Below are 22,874 nucleotides of genomic sequence, written 5' to 3'. Positions count from 1 at the left end.
AAACAGTTACGAATTGCTTCGTACCTAGCAATGATATATGAGTGTAAAAATAGTTTCAGTTGCCAAACAACTGCCAAAATATTCTCGAAAAACTAAAGAAGTTTTGCCATTTTTAGACCAATGGTTAGTTTCCCAAGATGATCGATTTCAGAGAAAAGTAAAGAAAATTTTCGAAGGTGCTGCAGTTGATCAGCGTTATTCTATAATGGATCCTGTGGAAGTTTTTACAGCGACTTCTTTTGAAGATAAAAATAATATTTATGCAAGAGAAGTCATCATTCTAGGCGAACAGGTTTTAACAAATGCACTCGCAAAAACCAATTGGGAGGCGCAAAGTTTAGATTACATCATTACCGTAAGTTGCACGGGGATTATGATTCCTTCTTTGGATGCGTATTTAATAAATAAATTAAATCTTCGCCAAGATATTGTGCGTTTACCTGTGACAGAAATGGGTTGTGCGGCAGGTGTTTCCGGAATTATTTATGCAAAAAAGTTCCTGGAAGCCAATCCGAATAAAAGAGCTGCTATTATTGCTGTTGAAGCGCCGACGGCGACTTTTCAGTTGGAAGATTTTTCAATGGCAAATATTGTAAGTGCGGCAATTTTTGGTGATGGTGCAAGTTGCGCGCTTTTAAGTTCCTACGAAGAAGATTTAGGGCCAAAAATTATTGCCGAAGAAATGTATCATTTTTATAATAATGAGCACATGATGGGTTTTCAACTCACTAATTCTGGTTTAAAAATGGTTTTGGATATTGAGGTTCCAGATACAATTGCCGCTCATTTTCCAGGTATTGTGCATCCTTTTTTAGCCAAACAAAATTTAAAAATTGATGATGTGAATTATTTAATTTTTCATCCGGGTGGTAAAAAAATAGTGCAAATGGTGGAAGAATTATTCTCAGAATTAGGAAAAAATATTGATACGACGAAAGAAATTTTAAGAAAGTACGGCAATATGTCCAGTGCGACCGTTTTGTATGTGTTGGAAGATATTATGAAGCAAAATCCGCAGAAAGGTGAAAGAGGTTTGATGCTCAGTTTCGGACCGGGATTTTCTGCACAACGCGTTTTATTAGAATGGTAGAAAATTTAAAAAAAGAATGGGCGTTAATTCTCGGTGGCAGTTCCGGTTTAGGCCTGGCTTCCGCTAAAAAATTAGCGCTTGATGGTTTTAATATCTGTATTGTTCACCGCAATTCTCGGGCAGAAATGTCAGAAATTTCCACCGAATTTGATAAAATTAAATCTTCAACTACTTCTTTTTTAAATTTTAATCTAGATGCTTTAAATTTAGAAAGTCAACAAAAAATTGTTGTCGAATTAAAAGAAGTCTTGAGTGACTCTAAAATTAGATGTCTCGTTCACAGCATTGCAAAAGGTAATTTAAAAGCAATGGTTTCAGAAGACAATTCGGTTTTAAGTTCTGATGATTTTATGATCACTTTTCAGGCAATGGCGGTTAGTTTATATGATTGGACGCAACTTTTATTTCAGGAAAAATTATTTGCCGCCGACAGCAGAATAATCGCTTTTACGAGCGAAGGAAGTTCAAAACCCTGGAAAAATTACGCCGCCGTTTCCGCGGCAAAAGCAAGTTTAGAAGCCATTTCAAGAAGTATTGCATTAGAATTTGCACCTTTTGGCATTAAATGCAATTGCATTCAAGCCGGCGTGACAGAAACGCGTTCTTTAAAAATGATTCCCAGAAGTGAAGATTTAATTAAAAATTCCATCGAAAGAAATCCAAATAAAAGATTAACAACGCCGGAAGATGTCGCCAATGTAGTTTCGCTTTTATGCAGAGATGAAGCAAAATGGATTACCGGAAATATTATTTCTGTTGATGGCGGTGAACATTTAAACTAAAAAAATCAGCCCAAATTGGACTGATTTTCTTTAAATATTTAAATTTTTTTTATGATTTTAAAGCGGGATAATCGGTGTATCCTTTTGCACCTGGCACGTAAAAAGTGTCGCTGTCTGCTTGGTTCAAAGGTGCATCAACGTCAAAACGTTGAACCAGATCTGGATTTCCTATAAATGGAACACCGAAAGAAATTAAATCAGCAATATTTTCTTCAAGCGCTCTTTCCGCAGATTCTTTTAAAAATCCACCATTGATTATAAAAGTGCCTTTATAAATTGCACGGTAATGTTTTGCGATTTCAAATATTGATTTTTGTGGATGATCACCTTTTTCGGTAAAACCACTAAAGTGAAGATATGCCAAATCGTAGTCATTAACTTTATTTACCAAATATTCAAACATTTCTTGGGTTTCATCGTCTTTTACCATTCCAAAAAGCCCGTCAAGATCTGGCGCAAGGCGCAAACCCACTTTCTCGATCGGTATTTTTTTAGCAACTGCATCTAAAACTTCAAATAAAATTCTACCTCTGTTTTCAATAGAACCGCCATATTTGTCTTCTCTTTTATTAGAAGTTAGGGCGAAAAACTGGTGAAATAAGTAGCCGTTTGCTGCATGAATTTCAACACCGTCAAAACCGGCTTGGATCGCATTTTCCGCTGCTTTTACAAAATCTTCAGTTGTTCTTTTGATGTCTTCTAAAGTCATTGATTTTGGTGCAACTGTATCTTTAAAACCATTGTAAGTATAAGCCTGAGAATTAGGATTTACAGCGGACGGCGCCAAAGGAAGTTTTCCGTCATGGAAATCAGGATGAGAAATTCTTCCAACGTGCCACAATTGTGCAAAAATTTTCCCACCAAGTGCGTGAACCGAAGTGGTTACTTTTTTCCAAGATTCTGTTTGTTTTTCAGTGTATATTCCGGGAACATTGATGTATCCGACAGATTCTTTGCTCACATTTACGCCTTCAGTTATTATTAAACCTGCAGTTGCTCTTTGTGAATAATAAGTTTGCATCAAATCATTAGCAAGATGTTCGGAATTGTCTGCGCGACTTCTCGTCAATGGCGCCATTACAACTTTGTTTTCTAATTTTAAATTTTTGGAAGTGTATTTTTCTAAAAGTTTCATTTATTTAATATTTTATTAAGTGCGTGTTTAACAAATTCTATGCTATTGAAGATTTTTAGTTTTAGTAAATATCTATTACTTGTATAGAATTTTAATTTTAAATCAAAAAATCGTTGGACTGAGATATTTTTTTCGCATCTTCACTTGTAATAAATTTTTAAATGAAATCCGAAGAAATATTAAAGAAATTACCTTATTCTCAGCCATTTTTGTTTGTAGATGAAATTATTTCTATTAACGAAAATGGAGTAGAAGGCAATTTTACATTTAATGAAAATCTAGATTTTTACAAAGGTCATTTCAAAAATAATCCGATAACGCCCGGTGTAATTTTAACTGAATGTATGGCTCAAATAGGTTTAGTTTGTTTGGGCATTTATTTAATTGAAAATGTAACGGAAAAAAGTTTAGTGGCTTTAACTTCAACGCAAATTGAATTTTTAAAACCAGTTTACCCCAATGAAAAAGTTACTGTGAGGTCAGAAAAAATATATTTCAGGTTTAATAAATTGAAATGTAAGGTTTTAATGAAAAATCAAGAAGATGAAATTGTATGTCAAGGTGTGATTTCCGGCTTTGTAACAGAATAAAATTATGGAAAGAAGAGTTGTTATTACCGGATTAGGCGTTGTCGCACCAAATGCAATTACGATTGATACTTTTTTGGAGGCTATAAGGAAGGGGAAATCCGGAATTAAATTTGACCAAAAATTAGCAGAATTAAATTTTTCTTGTCAAGTTTCTGGTACGCCAGAAATCTCAGAAGAAAAAAAACTTGATTATTTCACAGCTTTAGAACTGCGAAATTTCAATTCTACCGGAATACTCTATGGCGTCGTTGCCGGTTTAGACGCCTGGAAGGATGCAGGTTTAGAACCTTCCGGAATCGAAAATCCGGATTGGGACAGCGGAACAATTTTTGGCACGGGAACTTCTGGAATTGAAAAGTTTCGCGAAAGTATCTATAAAATTGATGATCTGCAAACGAGAAAATTAGGGAGTACTGCTGTTTCACAAACTATGAATAGCGGAATTTCTGCTTATTTAGGTGGAAAATTGGGCTTGGGAAATCAAGTTTCGACCAATTCTTCGGCTTGTACCACGGGAACAGAAAGTGTTTTGATGGCATATGATAGAATAAAATCTGGTAAAGCAAAACGAATTTTAGCCGGAAGTACTAGCGATTCTGGTCCTTATATTTGGGCAGGATTTGATGCTATAAAAGTTTGTAATTTTAAATCAAATGAAAATCCGGAAGCGGCTTCAAGACCAATGAGCGAAACAGCTTCTGGCTTTGTGCCAGGAAGTGGTGCGGGTGCTTTTGTGGTGGAAGATCTAGAATCCGCATTGGAAAGAAATGCAAAAATATATTGTGAAATTCTCGGTGGAAACGTCAATTCTGGCGGACAAAGAGGTGACGGAAGTATGACAGCGCCAAATTCTAAGGCAGTTCAGAAATGTGTAAAAGATGCTATTTTTGATTCAGGAATTAACAGTAAAGAAATAGATTACATCAACGGACATTTAACAGCCACTTCAAAAGACGCGCTGGAAATAGAAAATTTAAGCAGAGCATTAGAGAGAAAAGGTGACGATTTTCCTTATATTAATTCTTTAAAAAGTCTTGTGGGCCACTGTCTTTCTGGTTCTGGAAGCGTAGAGGCTGTAGCAACTATTTTACAATTGTACCATCAATTTGTAGCTCCAAATATTAATTGTGAGGATTTAAATCCAGAAATTGAAAATTTAATTTCAAAAAAATCAATTCCAACAGCATTAGTTTCTGTTCCTTTAAGTATCGTTGCAAAAGTGAGTTTTGGTTTTGGAGATGTAAATGGATGTGTTATCTTTAAAAAATATTAAAATAAACTTTTATAAAAATTATGGACAGGCGAGAAGCAATCGAAAAGTTAAAACAAATTGTGAAACCTTATGTCAAAAATGAGGAAACACTCAATAATTTGACTGAAAATACCAATTTCATAAATGATTTAAATATTAATTCAGCAAATTTAGTTGACGTAATTCTTGATGTGGAGGAGGTTTTCGATATAGAAATTGATAATGAATCGATGGAGAAAATGCGTGACGTGAAATCTGCCATAGAAGTAATAGAAGAAAAATTGGCGTTGAAATAAACCTGCTTTGACCAAAATGATCGTTATAATCGTTTAAACGTTTGTTTGCTTTAACTTTGATTGAGAGATTAATAATATAATATCTGATTTTTATCACATATTTGTTAATTGTGTCTAAATTTTTATTGTATTTATAATATTTGGTATTAATTTTGCGGTATTAAAAGCGAATAAAATATTAAGAAAATGAATACAATTATTATAGGATTGTTTCCTACACAAAAAGACGCAAAAAATTTAGCAGCAGATTTAGAAAACCTTGGTTTCGCAAATGAAGATTATATCATTTATCTAAACAAAGAAACTGAGCATGAGAAAAATATCTGGGAAAGATTATTTGGAGGCAGAACGCCGAAATTTATTCCAAACGAAACCGATTCATTAATTACCAGCGTTGAAATTAAAAACGAAGAACAATTGCGAATCGCCAAAGAAATTTTTGCCAACCACGACGCAATTCATATATATGAGTTAAATGACGTAAATATTAATGAGGCTGCATCCTTAGATTACTTAAAAAAAATCGTTAGTACACGTGCAAAAGCCGAAGTTTATACAATGCCCTCCGTTGCATCTGCAAAATTGGTTTCACTAAACCAAGGTATTTTGTTGAACTAAGTTTTTAACAAATGTTAAATTAGAACTTTCAAAATCATTATAAGCTGGGATTTGTCCCAGTTTTTTTGTGCTTATTTTTAAAAAGTACTTTACTTTTTAGTAAATTCGTTATTAATTAATATTGTAATTTAATTTATGAATTTTTCCATTCAACAAGAATTAGGTAATGAAAATGTAATTTTAAAACCTTTAAAAGAGGGAGACTTCGAAGATTTATTTTCACAGGCTTCAGATAAAGAAGTTTGGAACCAACATCCTAATAAAAACCGCTACAAAAGAGAAGTTTTTGAAAACTTTTTTACTGGCGCATTAGAAAGTAAAGGTGCTTTTAAAATCATTGACGCAGTTTCTCACAAAATTATTGGAAGTACTCGTTTTTATGATTTTAAAGAAAACGAAAACAGTATTTTCGTCGGTTATACGTTTTATGGAAAAGCTTTTTGGGGTAAAAATTATAATTCTCAGGTTAAAAAATTAATGCTCGATTATATTTTTCAGTTAGTAGATTTCGTCAATTTTCATGTAGGCAATGAAAATTTTCGTTCTCAAAAAGCGATGGAAAAATTAGGTGCAAAAAGTCTGGGTGAAATTGAAGTTGCTTATTTTGGGGAAGAAACCAGAACTAATATTTTGTACAGAATTAGGAAAGAAGATTGGGTTTAATAAAATTCAACCATAAAACTTATTATTTTTTATTAATTTATGAATAATTTAAATAATAAAATTTGGTTTTGTTTGGGGATTTGGGCAGCTATTAAATAATAATTATTTTCTTTGCTGATAATATTATAAAAATATTTATCACCCTCTCTGCTAAAACCTTTTCTATTTATGTTGGTGCTTTCAATAAATTCTAGTTCAAATTTACTATTGTTTTTCCAACGGAAAATATTTTTAGAATAAGTATCGTCAGGAAAGTTATCTGTCCAAAATCCCTTTTCTAAAAGAACTTTTGTTTTATTATCATTTCCTTCAAAATAATAAAAATTTTTGATTTTCTGGAATTCTTTTCTTTCAGATTCTGTTAATGTGCTTTTAGGTATTTCGCTCAATTCTTTGTAGTTTTTAAGCGGATCTACTCGGTCTAAAAATTTTCGGAAACTCTCACATTCTCGTTGAAATCTAAAATAAATTGAGGTTCCAACTGAGTCGACTTTAGAAGTGACTATTTTTTTTAAATAGGGATAAAGATATTTTGAATATGTATTTTCAACCCTTGCAGAATCTGACAAACTTTCAGTATTACTAAATTCTGAACACATATCTGTTATCAATTTATTTTCGAGATTAGAATTCTGTGAAAATGTAAATATTGGTATTATTAAAAAAAGTAATTTTTTGATTATCATATTTTATGTATTCTTATAATTTCAAATGTACACCACTATTTTAAAGTAGTGAAATTAATTTTAAAAAAATATGATCCAAACCTAACTTATAGTTTTTATCTATTAAAACTTAAATTTTGATAGAATTATTTTAATAACTTCGCTTTTATAAATTTAAATAAAATCTAACCTATTATGCAACAAGAAAATAATTCCTCCCAAGGCAAATGTCCATTTAATCATGAAGCTATTAAGCAAACTGCGGGCGGAGGAACAACAAATAGAGATTGGTGGCCAAACCAATTAAAAGTAAATATCCTACGTCAAAATTCTGACCTAACTAATCCAATGGAAAAGGATTTTAATTATGCTGAAGAATTTTTAAGTCTTGATTTACAAGCCGTAAAAAATGATTTATTTACTTTGATGACAGATTCACAAGATTGGTGGCCTGCAGATTACGGACATTACGGTCCATTTTTTATAAGAATGGCGTGGCACAGCGCAGGAACTTATAGAACTGGTGATGGTAGAGGTGGATCAGGTTCAGGAATGCAGCGTTTTGCTCCTTTAAATAGTTGGCCAGATAATGGCAATTTAGATAAAGCCCGTTTGTTACTTTGGCCGATAAAACAAAAATATGGAAAAAAAATATCTTGGGCAGATTTAATTATTCTTACGGGAAACTGCGCTTTAGAATCTATGGGATTAAAACCATTCGGTTTTGGTGGCGGTCGCGAAGATGTTTGGGAACCAGATTTAGAAACTTATTGGGGTTCAGAAAAAGAATGGTTAGGTGGCGATGTTCGTTACAAAAACGGTTCTGAAGGTGTTGTAGAAAACCATGGCGTTTTAGTTTCTGATGATGATGCCGATGGAAAAATTCATTCTCGTGATTTAGAAAATCCTTTGGCGGCTGTTCAAATGGGTTTAATTTACGTTAATCCAGAAGGTCCAGACGGAAATCCTGACCCATTATTGTCGGCAAAAGATATTCGTGATACTTTTGGACGTATGGCAATGAATGATTATGAAACAGTTGCTTTAATTGCAGGTGGACATACTTTTGGTAAAACACATGGTGCGGCTTCAACCGAACATGTTGGTGAAGCACCAGAAGCGGCAAGTATTGAAATGCAAGGTTTAGGTTGGAAAAATTCTTTTGGAAAAGGTTTCGGTGAGGACACTATTTCTAGTGGATTGGAAGGTGCTTGGACAACGACACCGACAGAATGGAGTAATAATTATTTTGAAAATTTATTTGGTTTTGAATGGGAATTAACAAAAAGTCCAGCGGGTGCACACCAATGGAAACCGATAAATAATGGCGGTGCAGGAACTGTTCCAGATGCACATAATCCTGCAAAAAGTCATGCGCCATTTATGTTGACTACTGATATTGCATTGAGAGTTGATCCTGCTTATGAAAAAGTTTCAAGACATTTTTATGAAAACCCTGTGGAATTTGCAGATGCTTTTTCAAGAGCATGGTTTAAATTAACGCACCGTGATATGGGACCTATTGAACGTTATTTAGGTTCAGACGTACCAATGGAAGAATTAATATGGCAAGATCCAGTTCCAGCAGTTGATCACGAATTAATTACCAATGAAGACGAAGAAATTTTAAAACACAAAATTTTAGAAACTGGATTGAGCGTTTCTCAATTAGTTTCCACCGCTTGGGCATCGGCTTCTACTTTTAGGGGTTCGGACAAACGTGGTGGTGCAAATGGCGCCAGAATTAGACTTGAACCACAAAAGAATTGGGCAGTTAATAATCCAACACAATTGGCTGAAATTTTAATAAAATTAGAAACATTAAAAAATGATTTTAATAATTTGCAATCTGAAAATAGGAAAATTTCTATGGCTGATTTAATTATTCTTGCAGGAAATGCTGGCGTTGAAAAAGCTATTACAAATGCGGGATATCATATCAAAGTTCCGTTTACGCCAGGCAGAACTGACGCTTCACAGGAGCAAACGGATGTGGAATCTTTCGAGGTAATGGAACCGCTTGCAGATGGTTTCAGAAATTTTCTAAAAGCCAGATACACCGTTTCGGCAGAAGAATTATTAATTGATAAAGCTAATTTGTTAACTTTAACAGTGCCGGAAATGGCAGTTCTGTTGGGTGGAATGCGTGTTTTAAATACTAATTTTGATCACTCGCAGAATGGAGTTTTTACAAATAGTCCAGAAACTCTCAACAATGATTTTTTCTTAAATTTACTGGATATGAAAACAACATGGAAGGCAACATCTCATGATCAGACAGTATTTGAAGGAAAAAACAGAAAGAGTGGTGAATTTAAATGGAACGGAAGCAGGGTAGATTTAATTTTTGGTTCTAATTCAGAGTTGCGTGCAACTGCAGAAGTTTATGCTTGCAGCGATTCTGAAGAAAAATTTGTGAATGATTTTGTAGCAGCCTGGACTAAAGTAATGAATCTTGGACGTTTTGATTTAAATTAATTAAATTAGAATTTTGTAGTAAAAAGGTGGTTCATAATGAGCCACCTTTTTTATTCTATCTATATACTTTAGAAAATTATTTTATTTAAATAGTAATTAGTTAGTAACTCTTTTGTGCACCGGCTATTCAGACTAAAAAAAATTTCTGACCATCACATTGATTTTTAATTATAAATATTAATTTAAAATTTTTATTATAATAACAAATATTATTTTTTTTTAATATAATTTTAATTATTTTATTAAAAAGTTAATATATATAAAATAGTTTACCTTTGTTGAGTAATAAATGTTTTGTTTTTTGTGAATTATTCAAAAATCCGGTGATAATAAAATCTACTTAAACTACTTCCTCATTACTGATTATCTTCTTTGATAAAATCTCAAATAGTTATCATTTTTGATTTGAGAGTGTCAATAACTATTCATTTAATATTACGTTATTTATCCTGATTAACTGGGTTACTCAGTTATCAATTTTGTAATCTTCTTCATTAGAAAGAAACTAAAATAATAAAAACTATGAAAACAATTACAAATTATTTTTTTAATCGCTTCTACACTGCTTTTTGCAAGCAATTTTTACAGTCAAGCAGGAATCGGTACGGAAAATCCTGATTCTTCTTTTGGTTTCGTACTTAAATAAAATAGTTAAGAACTTTCAACGAAACAATTAACCGGCGCTCAAGGTAACAACGTTACGTGGTCTGCAGCTGGTTTAATGAGTGATAATACTACTGTGGATCGATGACAAATCAAACCGGTATGCCATCCGATACAATCTGGACTCGTACAATGACTAAAGCTGTACCTAATTTCTAGTAAAGGAATATTTAATTAAATTCATAACATTTTATTATTAATGATTAAATTTTATAAAAGTTAAATGAGAGTCTTATTAAAACGAAACATCAACTAAAAAATTTAAATATTTTAAGACGAGTTTTGCTTTTTATTTATTGGTTTTTAAAAAAAGGTGGTCCGCAATGAATCACCTTTTTGAATTTGAATTTTAAAAATTAGTTGACAGCATTACAGTAAATTTTTTTGTGTAGTTTTATCCATTCTTTTTTATTTATAAACTGCACTTCTCTGAAATCGCTGTAAGTATTATTCCCAAAAGTATAAGTGTGTTTAATAATACTCCGTTGGTTTTCATTACTATCCTTTACATTTTCTTCAATGGCTATTTGCTAAATTTCTTTTGGAAGTCTACTTCTAATTTTCACCATTTCTTTGTTAATATACTTTTCTTTTTTGGAATGGGGATAGTGTCAATCGAATTTGCGTTTCTTTCGCAGGATATATATTAAAAAGTAAATTTTTTTGGATTAATTTATTTATTTTATCTCAATATTGCTGGCATTGCTAATAGTTTTCCAGTTGAGCACTCAAAATTAATTAAAAGACGTAACTTTATTTCTGTCAACTTTTCAAAGTCTTTTGTTATGTTTTTAAAATCACATTTTTCGTAAAATCGTAATGCAAACAAGCGGGTAAAGGTAAGCGTGTGTTAAAATTTTATTTTTTTCATATTAAATTTTCATATTAAATTTTTAGATAAAGGTTTACCAGCCGCCACTTGCGCCACCGCCGCCAAAACTTCCTCCGCCACCGAAGCCACCAAATCCTCCGCCACTTTCGGAACCACCACCAAATCCGCCACCGAAACCTCCACCCCCAATTGGAAAAGGGAAAAATCCGCCAGAATAATTATTTCTTCCTTTTCGGGAAAGCCCAACGTCATCATCATCATTATTATTTCCGCCGCCTCGATTTTTAAAAAAATTAAATAAGAAAATAATAACAAAAACAATCAGCATTATTTGAAAATAACTCAGTCCTTTTTCTTTTTGCGGTTTTTTTATAGGTTTAAATTTTCCTTGAACTGCTTCCATTATGGCATTAGTTCCGCGGTCAATTCCTGTAAAATATTGTTGTTTTTTAAAAGCAGGTGTTACCAAATAATCCATGATTTGCCCTGCAACTGAAGCTGTAAGAAAAGTTTCTACAGCACGACCTTGCTGTATAGACATTGTGTGATCGTTAGTTGCAATTAAAAAAACAATACCATTATCAATTCCCTTCTGACCTATTTTCCATTGTTCACCGTACATGGTCGCCAGAAAATTCACATCCTGCCCGCCAGTTGTAGGAATGATTATGACTTCAATTTCCGTAGAAGTGGAATCAGAAAATTTTATTAATTTTTGGTTTAAAGTTTCCTTTTCCTGCGCAGTTAAAATACCCGTTTGGTCGTAAACAGGATATAAAATCGCTGGTTTTTTTGGGATGTTTTGAGCTGAAATTGAAAGGTTAAAACCTATCAGCAAAAAAGTTAAGAAACGTTTAAGAGAAGGTGATCTCATCAGATAATTCATTTTCATTTTTCCCAATTACAGGAAAATATTTTTTCAGTTCAATACCGGTTTTAAGAATGGCGCTTTTAAGACCTCCGGAAAAATTATTTTTAGAAAATTCTGTAGTAATATCATCATGAAGATGATCCCAAAAACTTTGCTTCACAACTCTGTGAATACCGGTATCCCCAATAATCGTAAGGTATTTTTGTTCAAAATTAACATGAAATAATACGGCGTTTCTGTGCACCGTATTTTCCATGTTTAATGATTTAAAAATTTCGTAGGCTACTTTGGCATTTTTACTCTCTGTCGTAGAATCAATATGTACACGGATTTCTCCCGTAGATTCGTGTTCTGCAGTTTTAATCGCTTCCACCAACGAAGTCATGTCTTTACTAGATAAAAATTCCATTTTTTATTTAAAAACTTCTGGAGCTTTTGAAGCGCCTGCATCAGCTTTAAAGTAAGGTTTCTCTTTAAAGTTGGTGAAATTAGCCAGAATGTTATTTGGGAAAGTTTTAATTGATGTGTTATAATCTTGAGCTGCATCGTTAAAATAGACCGTTTCGGTTCTGACACTGTTCTCAATAGCTGTATATTCTCTTTGGAAATTTAAATATTGTTGATCCGCTTTTAAATTTGGATAACTTTCTACAACAGCCATTAATCTGCTTAAAGATCCGGTTAATGCACCTTGCGCCGCCTGAAATTTTGCCATATCTGCTTCAGTCATATTTGACGGGTCGATGTTTACAGCCGTCGCTTTAGATCTTGCTTCAATTACTTGTGTCAAAGTTGTTTTTTCAAAATTAGCATATGATTTTACTGTATTTTCCAACGCTGGGATTAAATTGGCTCTTTTTTGATAAACGGTTTCTACATTCGACCATTTTGTATTTACGTTTTGCTCTTTAGTGACAAAATTATTGTAGCCACTTTTACCCCAAAAGAAGGCGATTGCCGCGATTACTAAAAGAACGATTCCGATAGTTCCGGCGCTCATACAACCTCTGTTTTTCATATATCAATTTTTTATAATGTTAAATTTGAGATTCAAATATACAAATTATGTATTAAATTTGTCAAAAAAAATAATTGAATGGTTACCTTAATTGTGGCGATGGGCGAGAATAATGAAATTGGCTATAAAAACCAATTGCTATGGCATCTTCCTAAAGATTTAAAACATTTTAAAGAACTCACAACAGATCACCCAATAATAATGGGTCGCAAAACTTTTGAAAGTATTGGTAAAGCGTTGCCAAACCGTACTAATATTGTAATTAGCAATAAAGAAGATTGGTTTGAAGAAGGTATTTTAATTGTTGGAAGTATTAAAGAAGCAATAAAATTTGCTAAAAAAATTGATGACGATATTTTCGTGATAGGTGGCGGAAGCATTTACGGACAAACTTTAGAATTTGCAGATGTTTTAAAAGTCACCTTAGTAAAAACAGCTTTAAAAGCAGACGTTTTTTTTCCTAAAATTAAAGGAAAAGAATTTTTGAAAACTGAAGAAATCTGCTACGAAGCGGATGAAAATAATGAATTTGATTTTTGTTTTCAAACTTGGGAAAGGAAAAAAAACTAATCAACGCAGAATAAAAAAACAAAGTTCTTGAAACTTTGAAATATAAATTTCGAATTCTATCTTTGCATCTCTAAAATAATTTAATGAACAAGTATATAAAGTTTTTAATTGCCGCCGTAATGATTGCCGCCGGAATTTTCCTAATGTTTAACAGAAACATTGGTTGGGGAATTGTCGTTGTTATTTTGTCTGGAATTCCAATATTTTTATTTTTTAAAAATGAATTTATTTTGCTGGCGTTTTATCAGCTAAGAAAGCAAAAAATGGACAAAGCAGCGGATTGGCTTGAAAGTATTAAAGATTATGATAAACAACTACATAAATCTCAATATGGATATTATCATTATTTACAGGGTTTGACTTTAGCGCAGGATCAACCACAAAAAGTAGAGCCTTTAATGAAAAAAGCGTTGGATTTTGGTTTAAATATGAAACATGACCGAGCTATGGCGACGTTAAATATTGCTGCCGGAGCTTTGCAAAAGGGCAGAAGACAGGAAGGAGCAAGACTTTTGGAAGAAGCAAAAAAACTAGATAGCGCTGGAATGATGACGGATCAAATAAAGATGTTGAAAGATCAAATGAAATTGCCAACGATGCAAAAACATATTCATAATCCGAATATGAGAAACAGGGGAAAATTTTAAAAGATTTTATTTTAGAATATTGAAATCTCAAAATTAATTTTTGGGATTTTTTTTATTTACATTTCAGAATTATTCCTATCAGACCAATAAAATTTTGGTATTTCCCATTGAAATTTTACAGCTAAAGTTCTGACGATCACAATTGTAAGGATAGTAAAAATTTGGACGAAAGCATAAGAAAATGACAAATATTTTACTGCAACTAGAAATACAGCGCCACCAACTATACAAGCTGTCGCGTAAATTTCTTTTCTAAAAATTAATGGAATTCTATTCAGTAAAATATCTCTGATGATCCCGCCAAAACAGCCGGTTATTGTTCCTAAAGTCAAACATATAATTGGATGTAAATGTGCTGAAAGTCCTTTTTGTACGCCAATAATCGTAAAAAGTCCTAATCCGATGCTATCAAACAAAAACAAAGTGACGCGAAATTTTTTTTCCAAAGATTTAATAAACATGGCGACCATACACGAAATGAAGATAACAGCGCAAATAAATATATCGTGCATCCAAAAAACAGGCACGCCAATTAAAATATCGCGGACAGTTCCACCACCAACCGAGGTTACAAACGAAATAATGAGTACGCCAAAAGGATCAAATCGTTTCTGCATAGCAGCAAAAGCACCCGACATTGCAAAGGAAATAGTTCCCAAAATCTCAATGATAAAATTTAGCTGTTCGTGCATCTGTTAATAAGTAATACGAAATAATAAAATTTAAAAGCAAATTATACCCGAACTGAAATCGGGACTAAAAGTTCATAATTTCCTTTAAATGAAATTATTTCCCGTACAATACTGCTGCTGATAAAGGATTTACCGGCGGAAGTTAAAAGAAATATAGTTTCAATTTTATTGTCCTGCGTTAAAGTTCTGTTGGTTTGAGCAATTGCTTTTTCAAATTCAAAATCTGCCGGATTTCTCAGTCCACGAAGAATAAAATTAACATCTTTACTTCTACAATAATCAATGGTCAAACCTTCAAAATGATCAACTTCTACGTTTGCAAAATCTTTGAACGTCTTCTTAATAAAATCCATTCTTTGCTCGAGAGAAAACATATATTTTTTCTGTGAATTTTGACCAATTGCGATGATAATTTTGTCAAAAAGTGGCACTGCTCTTTCTACAATGTCGAAATGACCGAGAGTGATAGGATCAAATGAACCCGGAAAAACTGCAATTTTCATCAGTTATAATTTTAAATTAATTTTTTATTTTGCTAAAGCTTTTTCAACTTCATGTCCACATAGATCTTCCAAGGAAATTCCGTAAATTTTTGCCTGTTGCGGCAAAATACTTGCTGGTGAAAATCCGGGATTAGTATTCATTTCCAACATATAAGGAATTCCGTTCATGATAATAAATTCTGAGCGCGAAAAGCCGCTCATTCCTAAAGAATTATAGGCTTTGATGGCGATGTTTTCCACTTTTATTCGAGTGGCTTCGTTAATTCTTGCGGGAGTAATTTCCTGAGAAGCTCCTTCATATTTGGCTTCGTAGTCAAAAAATTCATTCTCTGAGACAATTTCTGTAATTCCTAAAACGATTGTTTCACCTTTATAATTGAGAACTCCAACGGAAACTTCCATACCGTCTAAAAAACTTTCTATCAAAATTTCATCATCTTCAGAAAAGGCAAAATCGATTGCTTTTTGCAAATTTTTAATGTCTTTTACTTTTGAAATTCCTAATGAAGAACCAGATTGATTGGGTTTCACAAAAACTGGTAAACCTAATTTTTCAACTACTTCATCTTCAGTTACAGTTTCTCCTTTTCTAAGATATATACTTTTAGCGGAAGGAATGTTATACTTTGAAAGAACCGCAAGGGTATCTTTTTTATTAAAAGTTAATGCACTTTGGTAAAATTCACAACCAGTATATTTTTGATTGACTGCGTCCCAGTAAGCTTGAAGAATACCGTTTTCACCAGGAGTTCCATGGATAATATTAAAACAAACGTCAAATTTTACTTGATAGCCACTTAGTAAATCTACACTAAAATCATTTTTATTAATTTTTAATCTATCACCATGGTCATCAATAAAAAACCAGCCTTCCTTTAAAATCTGAACATTGTAAACATTGTAAAGATCTTTATTAAGGGAGTCGTAAATGAGTTGACCGCTTTTCAGGGAAACTACATATTCATCAGAATAACCGCCCATAACTACGGCAATATTTTTCTTTATCATAGGAGAAAATTTCAAAAGGCAAATTTAGAGAAATGTTTTTTGGCAATTTAAGTATTTTCAAATCTATTTTCAGAATTAAAATTCTACACGTTCATTAATGCGAAAAAGAATTTTTATATATTTGCGTTATTATTTTAACAAATAAAAACTATGCTGAAATCACTTTTCCACTGGAAGGTATTGGTAAATTTACTTCTTGCTTTGGGTATCTTTACCGGACTTGTTTGGCTTACATTTCGGTGGTTAGAATTTCACACCAATCACGGTAAAGAAATTATTATACCTACACTTGTTAATAGATCTGTACAGGACGCTATCAAAATTTTAGATGAAACTGGTTTAGAATACGAGGTAGACAGTTTGGAATACAACCCAAAATACCGACCATTTCAAGTTTTAAAAATATATCCTTCTTCAGGTTCTCACGTGAAAGATGGCAGGATTGTAAGATTAGCGATAAATCCGCGCTTTTGGGCTGCAGTTTCAGTTCCAGACGTTTTAGATCGTTATAAAGGTTTGGCTTTTAGACAATTAGAACAAGTGGGCCTGAAGATTGGTGATACTATATACGAACCGAGCATACAAAGAGATGCTGTGATTAGAATGCAATTTAATGGTGCACTATTAAAGCCTGGAACGCTAATTCCTAAATTTTCAACAATAGATTTAATAATTGGTGCAGGACCGAAGAGAAATATTAGTATTCCAAATTTAGTAGGGCTAACTGTTCAACAGGCAAAAATTTTAGTTGCTCAAAATCTATTTGAGATCGGGTTAATAGAACATGAAGATGGCGGAAAAGATGAATCTGATATTATTTATTACCAAGATCCGGAAAGTAATTCGATCCGCGATCAGGGAATGCAGATTGATTTATGGTCCAGTAAGAAGACGCCGGCTGAAATGGTCGGAAAAATTAATCAACTTAACTCAATGTATAGGGTAAAGATTGATACTGCAAGACCAACTATCAGAGATTTTCAGCCACCAATTTATAAGGAACCTCTAAAAATTCCAGAAGAACCGCAGCAGCAAGTAAAACCCAAAACACAAGTTACTGCCAAACCAAAACCTGAAAAAACGATTGTTCCAGCAAATCCAAAAGACGTTCAAAAACAAATACCCGTAAAGCCGAAAGCGAAAAAAGTAGTAGTTGAATAAATAATTTGAAAGCTTTAATTTTTGTTAAAGCTTTTTATTTTGATAAATATGATGAATCAGGACCAATATACCGCCGAAGATTTTCAGGACAATAATGAAAATGACGAAGAAAATAGCGGTCTTTATGAGCATTTTAATATAAAAGTAGACGGAAACCAATCGCTATTAAGAATTGATAAATATCTTTTAATTTTCCGTCAAAATTCCACTCGGAATAAAGTATCGCAAGCTTGCCGTGCTGGAAATGTTTTAGTGAATGGCACCGTTGTTAAACAAAATTATCGCGTAAAACCCGGTGATGAAATTTCCGTTCTTTTGGCGCATCCACCTCGGGAAAATGTCATTATTCCGCAAGACATTCCTTTAGATATTATCTTTGAAGATAATGATGTTTTAGTTGTTAATAAAGCTGCAGGAATGGTTGTGCATCCGGGACACGGTAATTGGGACAATACCTTAATCAATGCTTTAGCCTTCCATTTTCAAAAAGATAAAAATTTTAAATCAGATTTAGATCGAGTGGGATTAGTGCATCGAATTGACAAAGATACTTCTGGTTTGCTCGTAATTGCTAAAAATGAATACGCCCTAAGTTATCTCGCCAAACAATTTTATGACCGGAAAACGAAACGACTTTATTGGGCTTTTGTCTGGGGAAATTTAGCGGAAGAAGAAGGTACAATCACAGGGAATATTGGCAGACATCCAAAAAATCGTATGCAAATGTACACTTACATAGATGGAAGCCAGGGAAAACATGCCGTAACACATTACAAAGTTTTAGAACGTTTTAAATATATGACTTGGGTAGAATGCAAACTTGAAACTGGTAGAACGCACCAGATTAGAGCACATTTTAAACATTTAGGACATACTTTATTTAATGACGAAAGATATGAAGGACATCATATTTTGAAAGGTGTCAATTTACCGAAATATAAAAAGTTTGTTCAAAATGTCTTTGAAATTCTACCAAGACATGCTTTGCACGCGCACAGTTTAGGGTTTGTACACCCTGTAACTAAAGAAGAAATGTACTTTGAAAGCCCGATGCCGCAGGATATGAAGGAAGCTATAGAAAAATGGCGAAATTATTTAGAAAACAATTAGTTTTTATATTTTTTACTTAAATTTGACGTTATAGATTTTAAAAAGTAGTGAAAAAATTTTATATATTTTTTGTAATTCAGGTTTTTGGTTTTTCTTTGGCGCAAGAAACTTTGCCTATTTACCAGCAATATTTGCTGGATGGTCAGTTTTTGATCAATCCTGCACATTATGGAGAAACGGACGATGTGGTAATTAATGGAAATTATCAAAAACAATTTTCTAAACTTTCAGAATCACCCAATGTGCAGTCAATAGGTATTCACGCTAATGTTTTTGACAGAGTTGGGGCTGGAATGTCTTTTTTCCGGGATCAAAATGGTCCAATTTCTTCCAATGGAATTTCCGTTGGCGCTTCCTATTTTATTCCATTGAGCGATGATGGTGACAGAAAAGACCAATTTTCTTTTGGCACAAACGTTAATCTTTACAATATGAGTTTTGATTATGGCGCACTGAATCCACAAGATCCAAACGATCCTTTACTTTATGGAGGCAACAACAATATCTTTATTGCGTACGCAAACTTAGGTATGCAAGCCACATATAAGAACTTTTTTGGTGGGGCTTCTGTTTTGGATATTCCTTTGTCGAACGATATTCCTGTCATAAACGGTATTGAACCTTCGCCTACAAAATATATTTTAAATCTTGGTTACGATTACGTTTTAACGGAAGGTATTTCTTTAGAACCTTCTATTTTAATGAATTTAAATACCAATTCTTCTAAATTAATTGATTACAATATTTTAGCAAAAGTTTACAACGATACCAATATGTTTGCCGCAGGCGTGAGTTTTCGAACAGCAAGTGACAATGTCGGAAGTCAGCAATTGAGTTTATCGCCAATCGTTAAAGCAAAAGTTAATAAATTTACATTTGGCGCGTCTTACAATATGGGTTTATCAGACATTCAAACTTATGGTGGAAGCAGCTTCATGTTGAGCATTGGTTACAATTTTGATAATTTTATCAATCCAAGAGGTTATCGATATAGATAATTTTTTGGGCAGCTTTATCCGCCTTCCGTTCCCAATCTTTTGTTCGTCGTTCCTCCTCACAAAAGGATTTCCACTCAAGTCGGGCTGCGTAATATTTTGTAAGAACACAATAATTTTATATTTTTTTTACTTGACTTTTGATATAGGCAAAATTCAGTTACTTTTGCTGACAACCGACAACCGAAATCGTAAACCATTGATCTACATCCACATTCCTTTCTGCAAACAAAAATGCAGTTATTGCAATTTCTATTTTTCCACGTCTTTAAATTTAAAAGACGAGATGATTTCTGCCATGGCAAAAGAAATAGACTTGCGCCAAAATGAACTCGAAAATAAAACCTTAAAATCTCTTTATTTTGGTGGCGGAACGCCGTCTTTATTAAAAGTAGATGATTTAAAATTTCTAATAGATGAGGTTTTAAAACACCATACTTTTGATGAAAATATCGAAATTACCTTAGAAGCAAATCCGGATGATCTAAGTCCAAGTTTTTTAAAAGAACTTTCAAAAACGGAGTTTAACCGACTTTCAATTGGGACGCAATCTTTCTATGAACCAGATTTAAAAATGATGAACCGCGCGCACAATTCTGTGGAAGCAGAAAGTTCCATAAAACGCGCCCAGGATTTTGGTTTTGAAAATTTAAGCATTGATTTAATTTATGGTTCACCGACTTCCAATATGGAAATCTGGAAACAAAATTTGCAAAAAACTATTGATCTGCAAGTGCCACATATTTCCTCTTATGCTTTAACGGTTGAACCGAAAACTGCACTTCATCAATGGGTTTTAAGCAATAAAATTTCCAAACCAAATGAGTCCGAGCAAAATGAAGAATTTTATTTTATGTCTGGGTTTTTAAAAGAAAATGGATTTGAACATTACGAAATTTCAAACTTTGCAAAACCGGGTTTTCATTCTAAACACAATTCCGCTTATTGGCAATATCGGGAATATCTCGGTATTGGTCCATCTGCACATTCTTATGACGGAAGAACGAAAAGAAGTTGGAATGTGGCAAATAATACAAAATACACGCAGGAAATTTCAGCAAATAAATTACCACTTGAAGTGGAAATTTTAAGTGAAAAAGAACAGTATAATGAAATGGTGATGATAGGTTTACGAACAATTTGGGGCGTAAATTATCCGAAATTAAGACAAAAAATATCGGAAGAATCATTTCAAAAAGCAGAAATTTCTATCAATCAAAAACTCGAGGACGGCTTTCTTGTTTTAGATAAAGACTTTTTAAAAATCCCAGAAAAACATTGGTTTCTCTCCGACGGAATCGCGAGTGATTTATTTATTGTTTAGATTCAAGATTTAAGAACCAACATTTCAGATTAATGTCATTTGTGTTTTTGAATTTAAAAATATTTGTGCTATTTGTGTTAAAAAATATCCACAAAAAAGTTTCCAAAAAATCATTAAATTTGTCTTAAGAATATCAAACTTTTGAAAACAACAAAACCCGATTTCACTCATCTTTCCGCCTCGCAACCCATCGGTATTTTTGATTCCGGCGTCGGCGGTTTAACCGTTGCCAAAGAGATAAAACGTTTAATGCCGCACGAAAATCTCATTTATTTCGGCGATACGAAACATTTGCCCTACGGCGATAAATCCAAAGATGCGATCATTGGCTATTCTGTCAAAATCGCTCAATTTTTACTAAATAAAAACTGCAAAGCAATCGTGATTGCGTGTAATTCTGCCACGGCAAATGCGCTGAAAGAAGTTTTAGAAATCGTTCAAAGTCAGGCTTTGGTATTTGATGTGATCAATCCCGTGGCAGAAAAAGTGGCTTTTGAAATTCACACAAATGTTGGCGTAATTGCGACTAAAGCAACCATCAATTCGGGCCTTTATCACAAAAGTATTCGTAAACACAATAAATTTATTAAGGTAGATGAACTGGCAACGCCGCTTCTCGTTCCCGCGATAGAAGAGGGTTTGAAGAATAACGCCATCACACATTCCATTATTTACCATTATCTGAGCAATCAGAAATTAAAAAATATTGAGACCCTCATTTTGGGTTGCACGCATTATCCGTTATTGATTGATGAAATTCGGCAATATTACGGAAACCGAGTGAGAGTGATAGATTCACCAAATATCGTGGCCAATCAAGTGCGTCATTTATTAGAAAAAAAACATCTTTTAAATGAGAAAAATCCAGAGCCTACCTATGATTTTTACCTTTCAGACATTACCAAAAACTTCGAAAAAATTTCGAAAAAATTCTTTGGCAAAAGTATAGAATTGAAGCTGCAGATTTTGTAGAATTTGGGCGCCTGTTTCCGCCTTCCGTTCCCACTTTTTTCTACCTTCGCTTTGCTGCTGTAGAAAAAGAGTTCCACTCAAGTCGGGGCGCAACTTATTGCAAATCAGAAATTATTTTTCCAATAACAAACTTACCCATTCTTCCCGCTGAATTTTCTTAGTTAACTTTAAATTTTCAGCATTACAAACTTCCAAAATATCATCAACATCAAAGAAACACAAACCGGAAAGCAACAATTGTCCGTTTTCATTTAGATTTTTAACGTAAACCGGAATATCAGAAATTAAAATATTGCGGTTAATATTTGCCAAAATAACATCAAATTTTTCTTTTCCTAAATTATCTGCAGTTCCTAATTCGATTTTAAATTCGACCTTATTTCGCGCCGCATTTTCGCCAGAATTTTCCACTGACCATTCATCAATATCGATTGCCAAAGTATCTGCCGCGCCACGCATTTTTGCAAAAATTGCTAAAACAGAAGTTCCGCAACCCATATCCAAAACTTTTTTTCCTGAAAGATCCATATCTAGCATTTGCTGGATCATTAAATAAGTCGTCGCATGATGTCCGGTTCCAAAAGACATTTTCGGCTGAATGATAATTTCAATCGGTAAATTTTGATTCTCGTGAAATTCTGCTCTTATCGACACTTTATCTTCAATATTGATCGGAGAAAAATTCTTTTCCCATTCTTCATTCCAATTGATATTTGGCATTTCTGAGGAAGTGTAATTAATTTCAATTTCGGGATTATTTAATAAATTGAGACTTTTTAATTCGTTCTCATTAAATAAATCTTTCTGAACATAAGCCAAAATTCCGTCGTATTCTTCGGTAAAACTATCAAAACCAATTTCGATCAATTCCGCCATCAGAATTTCGTTCCAAGGCTGAAGTGGTTTAATTTTAAAAGTGAATTCTAGATAATTTTGCAT

24 protein-coding genes are annotated in these 22,874 nt (G+C 33.2%); 15 read left to right on the top strand and 9 right to left on the bottom strand.

The features are described from left to right. The first annotated feature begins 37 nt into the window (after positions 1 to 37). A complete protein-coding gene (locus ACVBED_RS05730; protein ID WP_447119270.1) occupies positions 38 to 1,090 on the top strand; it encodes a type III polyketide synthase in 1,053 nt (350 codons plus the stop codon). Continuing rightward, complete coding sequence (locus tag ACVBED_RS05725) at positions 1,084 to 1,872, top strand: enoyl-ACP reductase FabI (protein ID WP_447119268.1); 789 nt, start codon at positions 1,084 to 1,086, stop codon at positions 1,870 to 1,872. Before ACVBED_RS05730 ends, ACVBED_RS05725 begins: the two co-directional genes overlap by 7 nt. Before the next feature lie 49 nt (positions 1,873 to 1,921). Here the strand turns inward: ACVBED_RS05725 and ACVBED_RS05720 are convergent, their stop codons facing one another. Then, entirely contained in the window at positions 1,922 to 3,007 is a 1,086-nt protein-coding gene (locus ACVBED_RS05720) for an alkene reductase (protein WP_447119266.1), read from the bottom strand. 161 nt (positions 3,008 to 3,168) lie between these two features. Here ACVBED_RS05720 and ACVBED_RS05715 point away from each other — a divergent pair, with 161 nt between their 5' ends. The 5 genes from ACVBED_RS05715 (at position 3,169) to ACVBED_RS05695 (ending at position 6,426) form a co-directional block, all read left to right on the top strand. After that, entirely contained in the window at positions 3,169 to 3,597 is a 429-nt protein-coding gene (locus tag ACVBED_RS05715) for a 3-hydroxyacyl-ACP dehydratase FabZ family protein (protein ID WP_447119264.1), read from the top strand. 4 nt (positions 3,598 to 3,601) lie between these two features. Next, complete coding sequence (locus ACVBED_RS05710; RefSeq protein WP_473094657.1) at positions 3,602 to 4,870, top strand: beta-ketoacyl-[acyl-carrier-protein] synthase family protein; 1,269 nt, start codon at positions 3,602 to 3,604, stop codon at positions 4,868 to 4,870. A 20-nt stretch (positions 4,871 to 4,890) separates the two neighbouring features. Further along, positions 4,891 to 5,145, top strand: coding sequence for an acyl carrier protein (locus ACVBED_RS05705; RefSeq protein WP_447119263.1), 255 nt, complete (start codon positions 4,891 to 4,893; stop codon positions 5,143 to 5,145). 186 nt (positions 5,146 to 5,331) lie between these two features. Further along, the gene (locus ACVBED_RS05700) at positions 5,332 to 5,763 is read left to right on the top strand and encodes a hypothetical protein (RefSeq protein ID WP_447119262.1); all 432 of its coding nucleotides are present in this window, start codon (positions 5,332 to 5,334) and stop codon (positions 5,761 to 5,763) included. 135 nt (positions 5,764 to 5,898) lie between these two features. Beyond that, positions 5,899 to 6,426 (top strand): GNAT family N-acetyltransferase, encoded by a 528-nt coding sequence (locus tag ACVBED_RS05695; RefSeq protein WP_447119260.1) that lies wholly within the window; start codon positions 5,899 to 5,901, stop codon positions 6,424 to 6,426. Positions 6,427 to 6,458: 32 nt separating this feature from the next. On the opposite strand, the gene ACVBED_RS05690 is transcribed toward ACVBED_RS05695, so the two are convergent. After that, a complete protein-coding gene (locus ACVBED_RS05690) occupies positions 6,459 to 7,025 on the bottom strand; it encodes a hypothetical protein (protein ID WP_473094656.1) in 567 nt (188 codons plus the stop codon). 261 nt (positions 7,026 to 7,286) lie between these two features. Here ACVBED_RS05690 and katG point away from each other — a divergent pair, with 261 nt between their 5' ends. Then, positions 7,287 to 9,569: a catalase/peroxidase HPI gene (gene katG, locus ACVBED_RS05685; RefSeq protein WP_447119256.1), complete on the top strand. Its 2,283-nt coding sequence runs from the start codon at positions 7,287 to 7,289 to the stop codon at positions 9,567 to 9,569. 1,568 nt (positions 9,570 to 11,137) lie between these two features. Here katG and ACVBED_RS05680 read toward each other — a convergent pair. From ACVBED_RS05680 to ACVBED_RS05670, 3 genes are read right to left on the bottom strand one after another with little or no spacing between them, the layout of a single operon-like run. Next, positions 11,138 to 11,938: a TPM domain-containing protein gene (locus ACVBED_RS05680; protein ID WP_447119254.1), complete on the bottom strand. Its 801-nt coding sequence runs from the start codon at positions 11,936 to 11,938 to the stop codon at positions 11,138 to 11,140. Further along, on the bottom strand, positions 11,919 to 12,344 hold the full coding sequence (locus ACVBED_RS05675) for a TPM domain-containing protein (RefSeq protein ID WP_447119252.1): 426 nt from the start codon (positions 12,342 to 12,344) through the stop codon (positions 11,919 to 11,921). Before ACVBED_RS05675 ends, ACVBED_RS05680 begins: the two co-directional genes overlap by 20 nt. 3 nt (positions 12,345 to 12,347) lie before the next feature. Beyond that, the gene (locus ACVBED_RS05670) at positions 12,348 to 12,953 is read right to left on the bottom strand and encodes a LemA family protein (protein WP_447119250.1); all 606 of its coding nucleotides are present in this window, start codon (positions 12,951 to 12,953) and stop codon (positions 12,348 to 12,350) included. A gap of 78 nt (positions 12,954 to 13,031) precedes the next feature. On the opposite strand from ACVBED_RS05670, the gene ACVBED_RS05665 reads away from it, so the two are divergent. Together ACVBED_RS05665 and ACVBED_RS05660 are read left to right on the top strand one after the other, a co-directional pair. Continuing rightward, positions 13,032 to 13,523: a dihydrofolate reductase gene (locus ACVBED_RS05665; RefSeq protein WP_447119248.1), complete on the top strand. Its 492-nt coding sequence runs from the start codon at positions 13,032 to 13,034 to the stop codon at positions 13,521 to 13,523. Positions 13,524 to 13,606: 83 nt separating this feature from the next. Then, positions 13,607 to 14,170, top strand: coding sequence for a DUF2892 domain-containing protein (locus ACVBED_RS05660; RefSeq protein WP_473094655.1), 564 nt, complete (start codon positions 13,607 to 13,609; stop codon positions 14,168 to 14,170). A gap of 56 nt (positions 14,171 to 14,226) precedes the next feature. On the opposite strand, the gene ACVBED_RS05655 is transcribed toward ACVBED_RS05660, so the two are convergent. From ACVBED_RS05655 to ACVBED_RS05645, 3 genes are read right to left on the bottom strand one after another with little or no spacing between them, the layout of a single operon-like run. Next, entirely contained in the window at positions 14,227 to 14,862 is a 636-nt protein-coding gene (locus tag ACVBED_RS05655) for a trimeric intracellular cation channel family protein (protein ID WP_447119246.1), read from the bottom strand. A gap of 41 nt (positions 14,863 to 14,903) precedes the next feature. Then, a complete protein-coding gene (gene coaD / locus ACVBED_RS05650; RefSeq protein ID WP_447119244.1) occupies positions 14,904 to 15,365 on the bottom strand; it encodes a pantetheine-phosphate adenylyltransferase in 462 nt (153 codons plus the stop codon). A 24-nt stretch (positions 15,366 to 15,389) separates the two neighbouring features. After that, positions 15,390 to 16,373 carry a D-alanine--D-alanine ligase gene (locus tag ACVBED_RS05645; RefSeq protein ID WP_473094654.1) on the bottom strand — a complete coding sequence of 328 codons (984 nt, stop codon included), beginning with the start codon at positions 16,371 to 16,373 and terminating at the stop codon, positions 15,390 to 15,392. A 150-nt stretch (positions 16,374 to 16,523) separates the two neighbouring features. Here ACVBED_RS05645 and ACVBED_RS05640 point away from each other — a divergent pair, with 150 nt between their 5' ends. The 5 genes from ACVBED_RS05640 to murI all read left to right on the top strand — a co-directional run bounded on the left by ACVBED_RS05640 (position 16,524) and on the right by murI (position 21,935). Further along, positions 16,524 to 17,534 carry a PASTA domain-containing protein gene (locus ACVBED_RS05640; RefSeq protein WP_447119243.1) on the top strand — a complete coding sequence of 337 codons (1,011 nt, stop codon included), beginning with the start codon at positions 16,524 to 16,526 and terminating at the stop codon, positions 17,532 to 17,534. Between the two features lie 48 nt (positions 17,535 to 17,582). Further along, positions 17,583 to 18,644, top strand: a complete 1,062-nt coding sequence (locus ACVBED_RS05635; protein ID WP_473094653.1) for an RluA family pseudouridine synthase — start codon at positions 17,583 to 17,585, stop codon at positions 18,642 to 18,644. A 47-nt stretch (positions 18,645 to 18,691) separates the two neighbouring features. After that, complete coding sequence (locus ACVBED_RS05630; RefSeq protein ID WP_473094652.1) at positions 18,692 to 19,642, top strand: PorP/SprF family type IX secretion system membrane protein; 951 nt, start codon at positions 18,692 to 18,694, stop codon at positions 19,640 to 19,642. 211 nt (positions 19,643 to 19,853) lie between these two features. Further along, positions 19,854 to 20,963, top strand: coding sequence for a radical SAM family heme chaperone HemW (gene hemW / locus ACVBED_RS05625; protein WP_473094700.1), 1,110 nt, complete (start codon positions 19,854 to 19,856; stop codon positions 20,961 to 20,963). Positions 20,964 to 21,104: 141 nt separating this feature from the next. Continuing rightward, entirely contained in the window at positions 21,105 to 21,935 is an 831-nt protein-coding gene (gene murI / locus ACVBED_RS05620; RefSeq protein ID WP_447119239.1) for a glutamate racemase, read from the top strand. Positions 21,936 to 22,046: 111 nt separating this feature from the next. On the opposite strand, the gene prmA is transcribed toward murI, so the two are convergent. Then, positions 22,047 to 22,874, bottom strand: a complete 828-nt coding sequence (gene prmA, locus ACVBED_RS05615) for a 50S ribosomal protein L11 methyltransferase (protein ID WP_473094651.1) — start codon at positions 22,872 to 22,874, stop codon at positions 22,047 to 22,049.

The sequence above is a fragment of the Halpernia sp. GG3 genome (assembly GCF_052976925.2).
The sequence above is the reverse complement of the archived record's forward strand: the minus strand, read 5'-3'. Positions and strand labels throughout refer to the sequence as shown.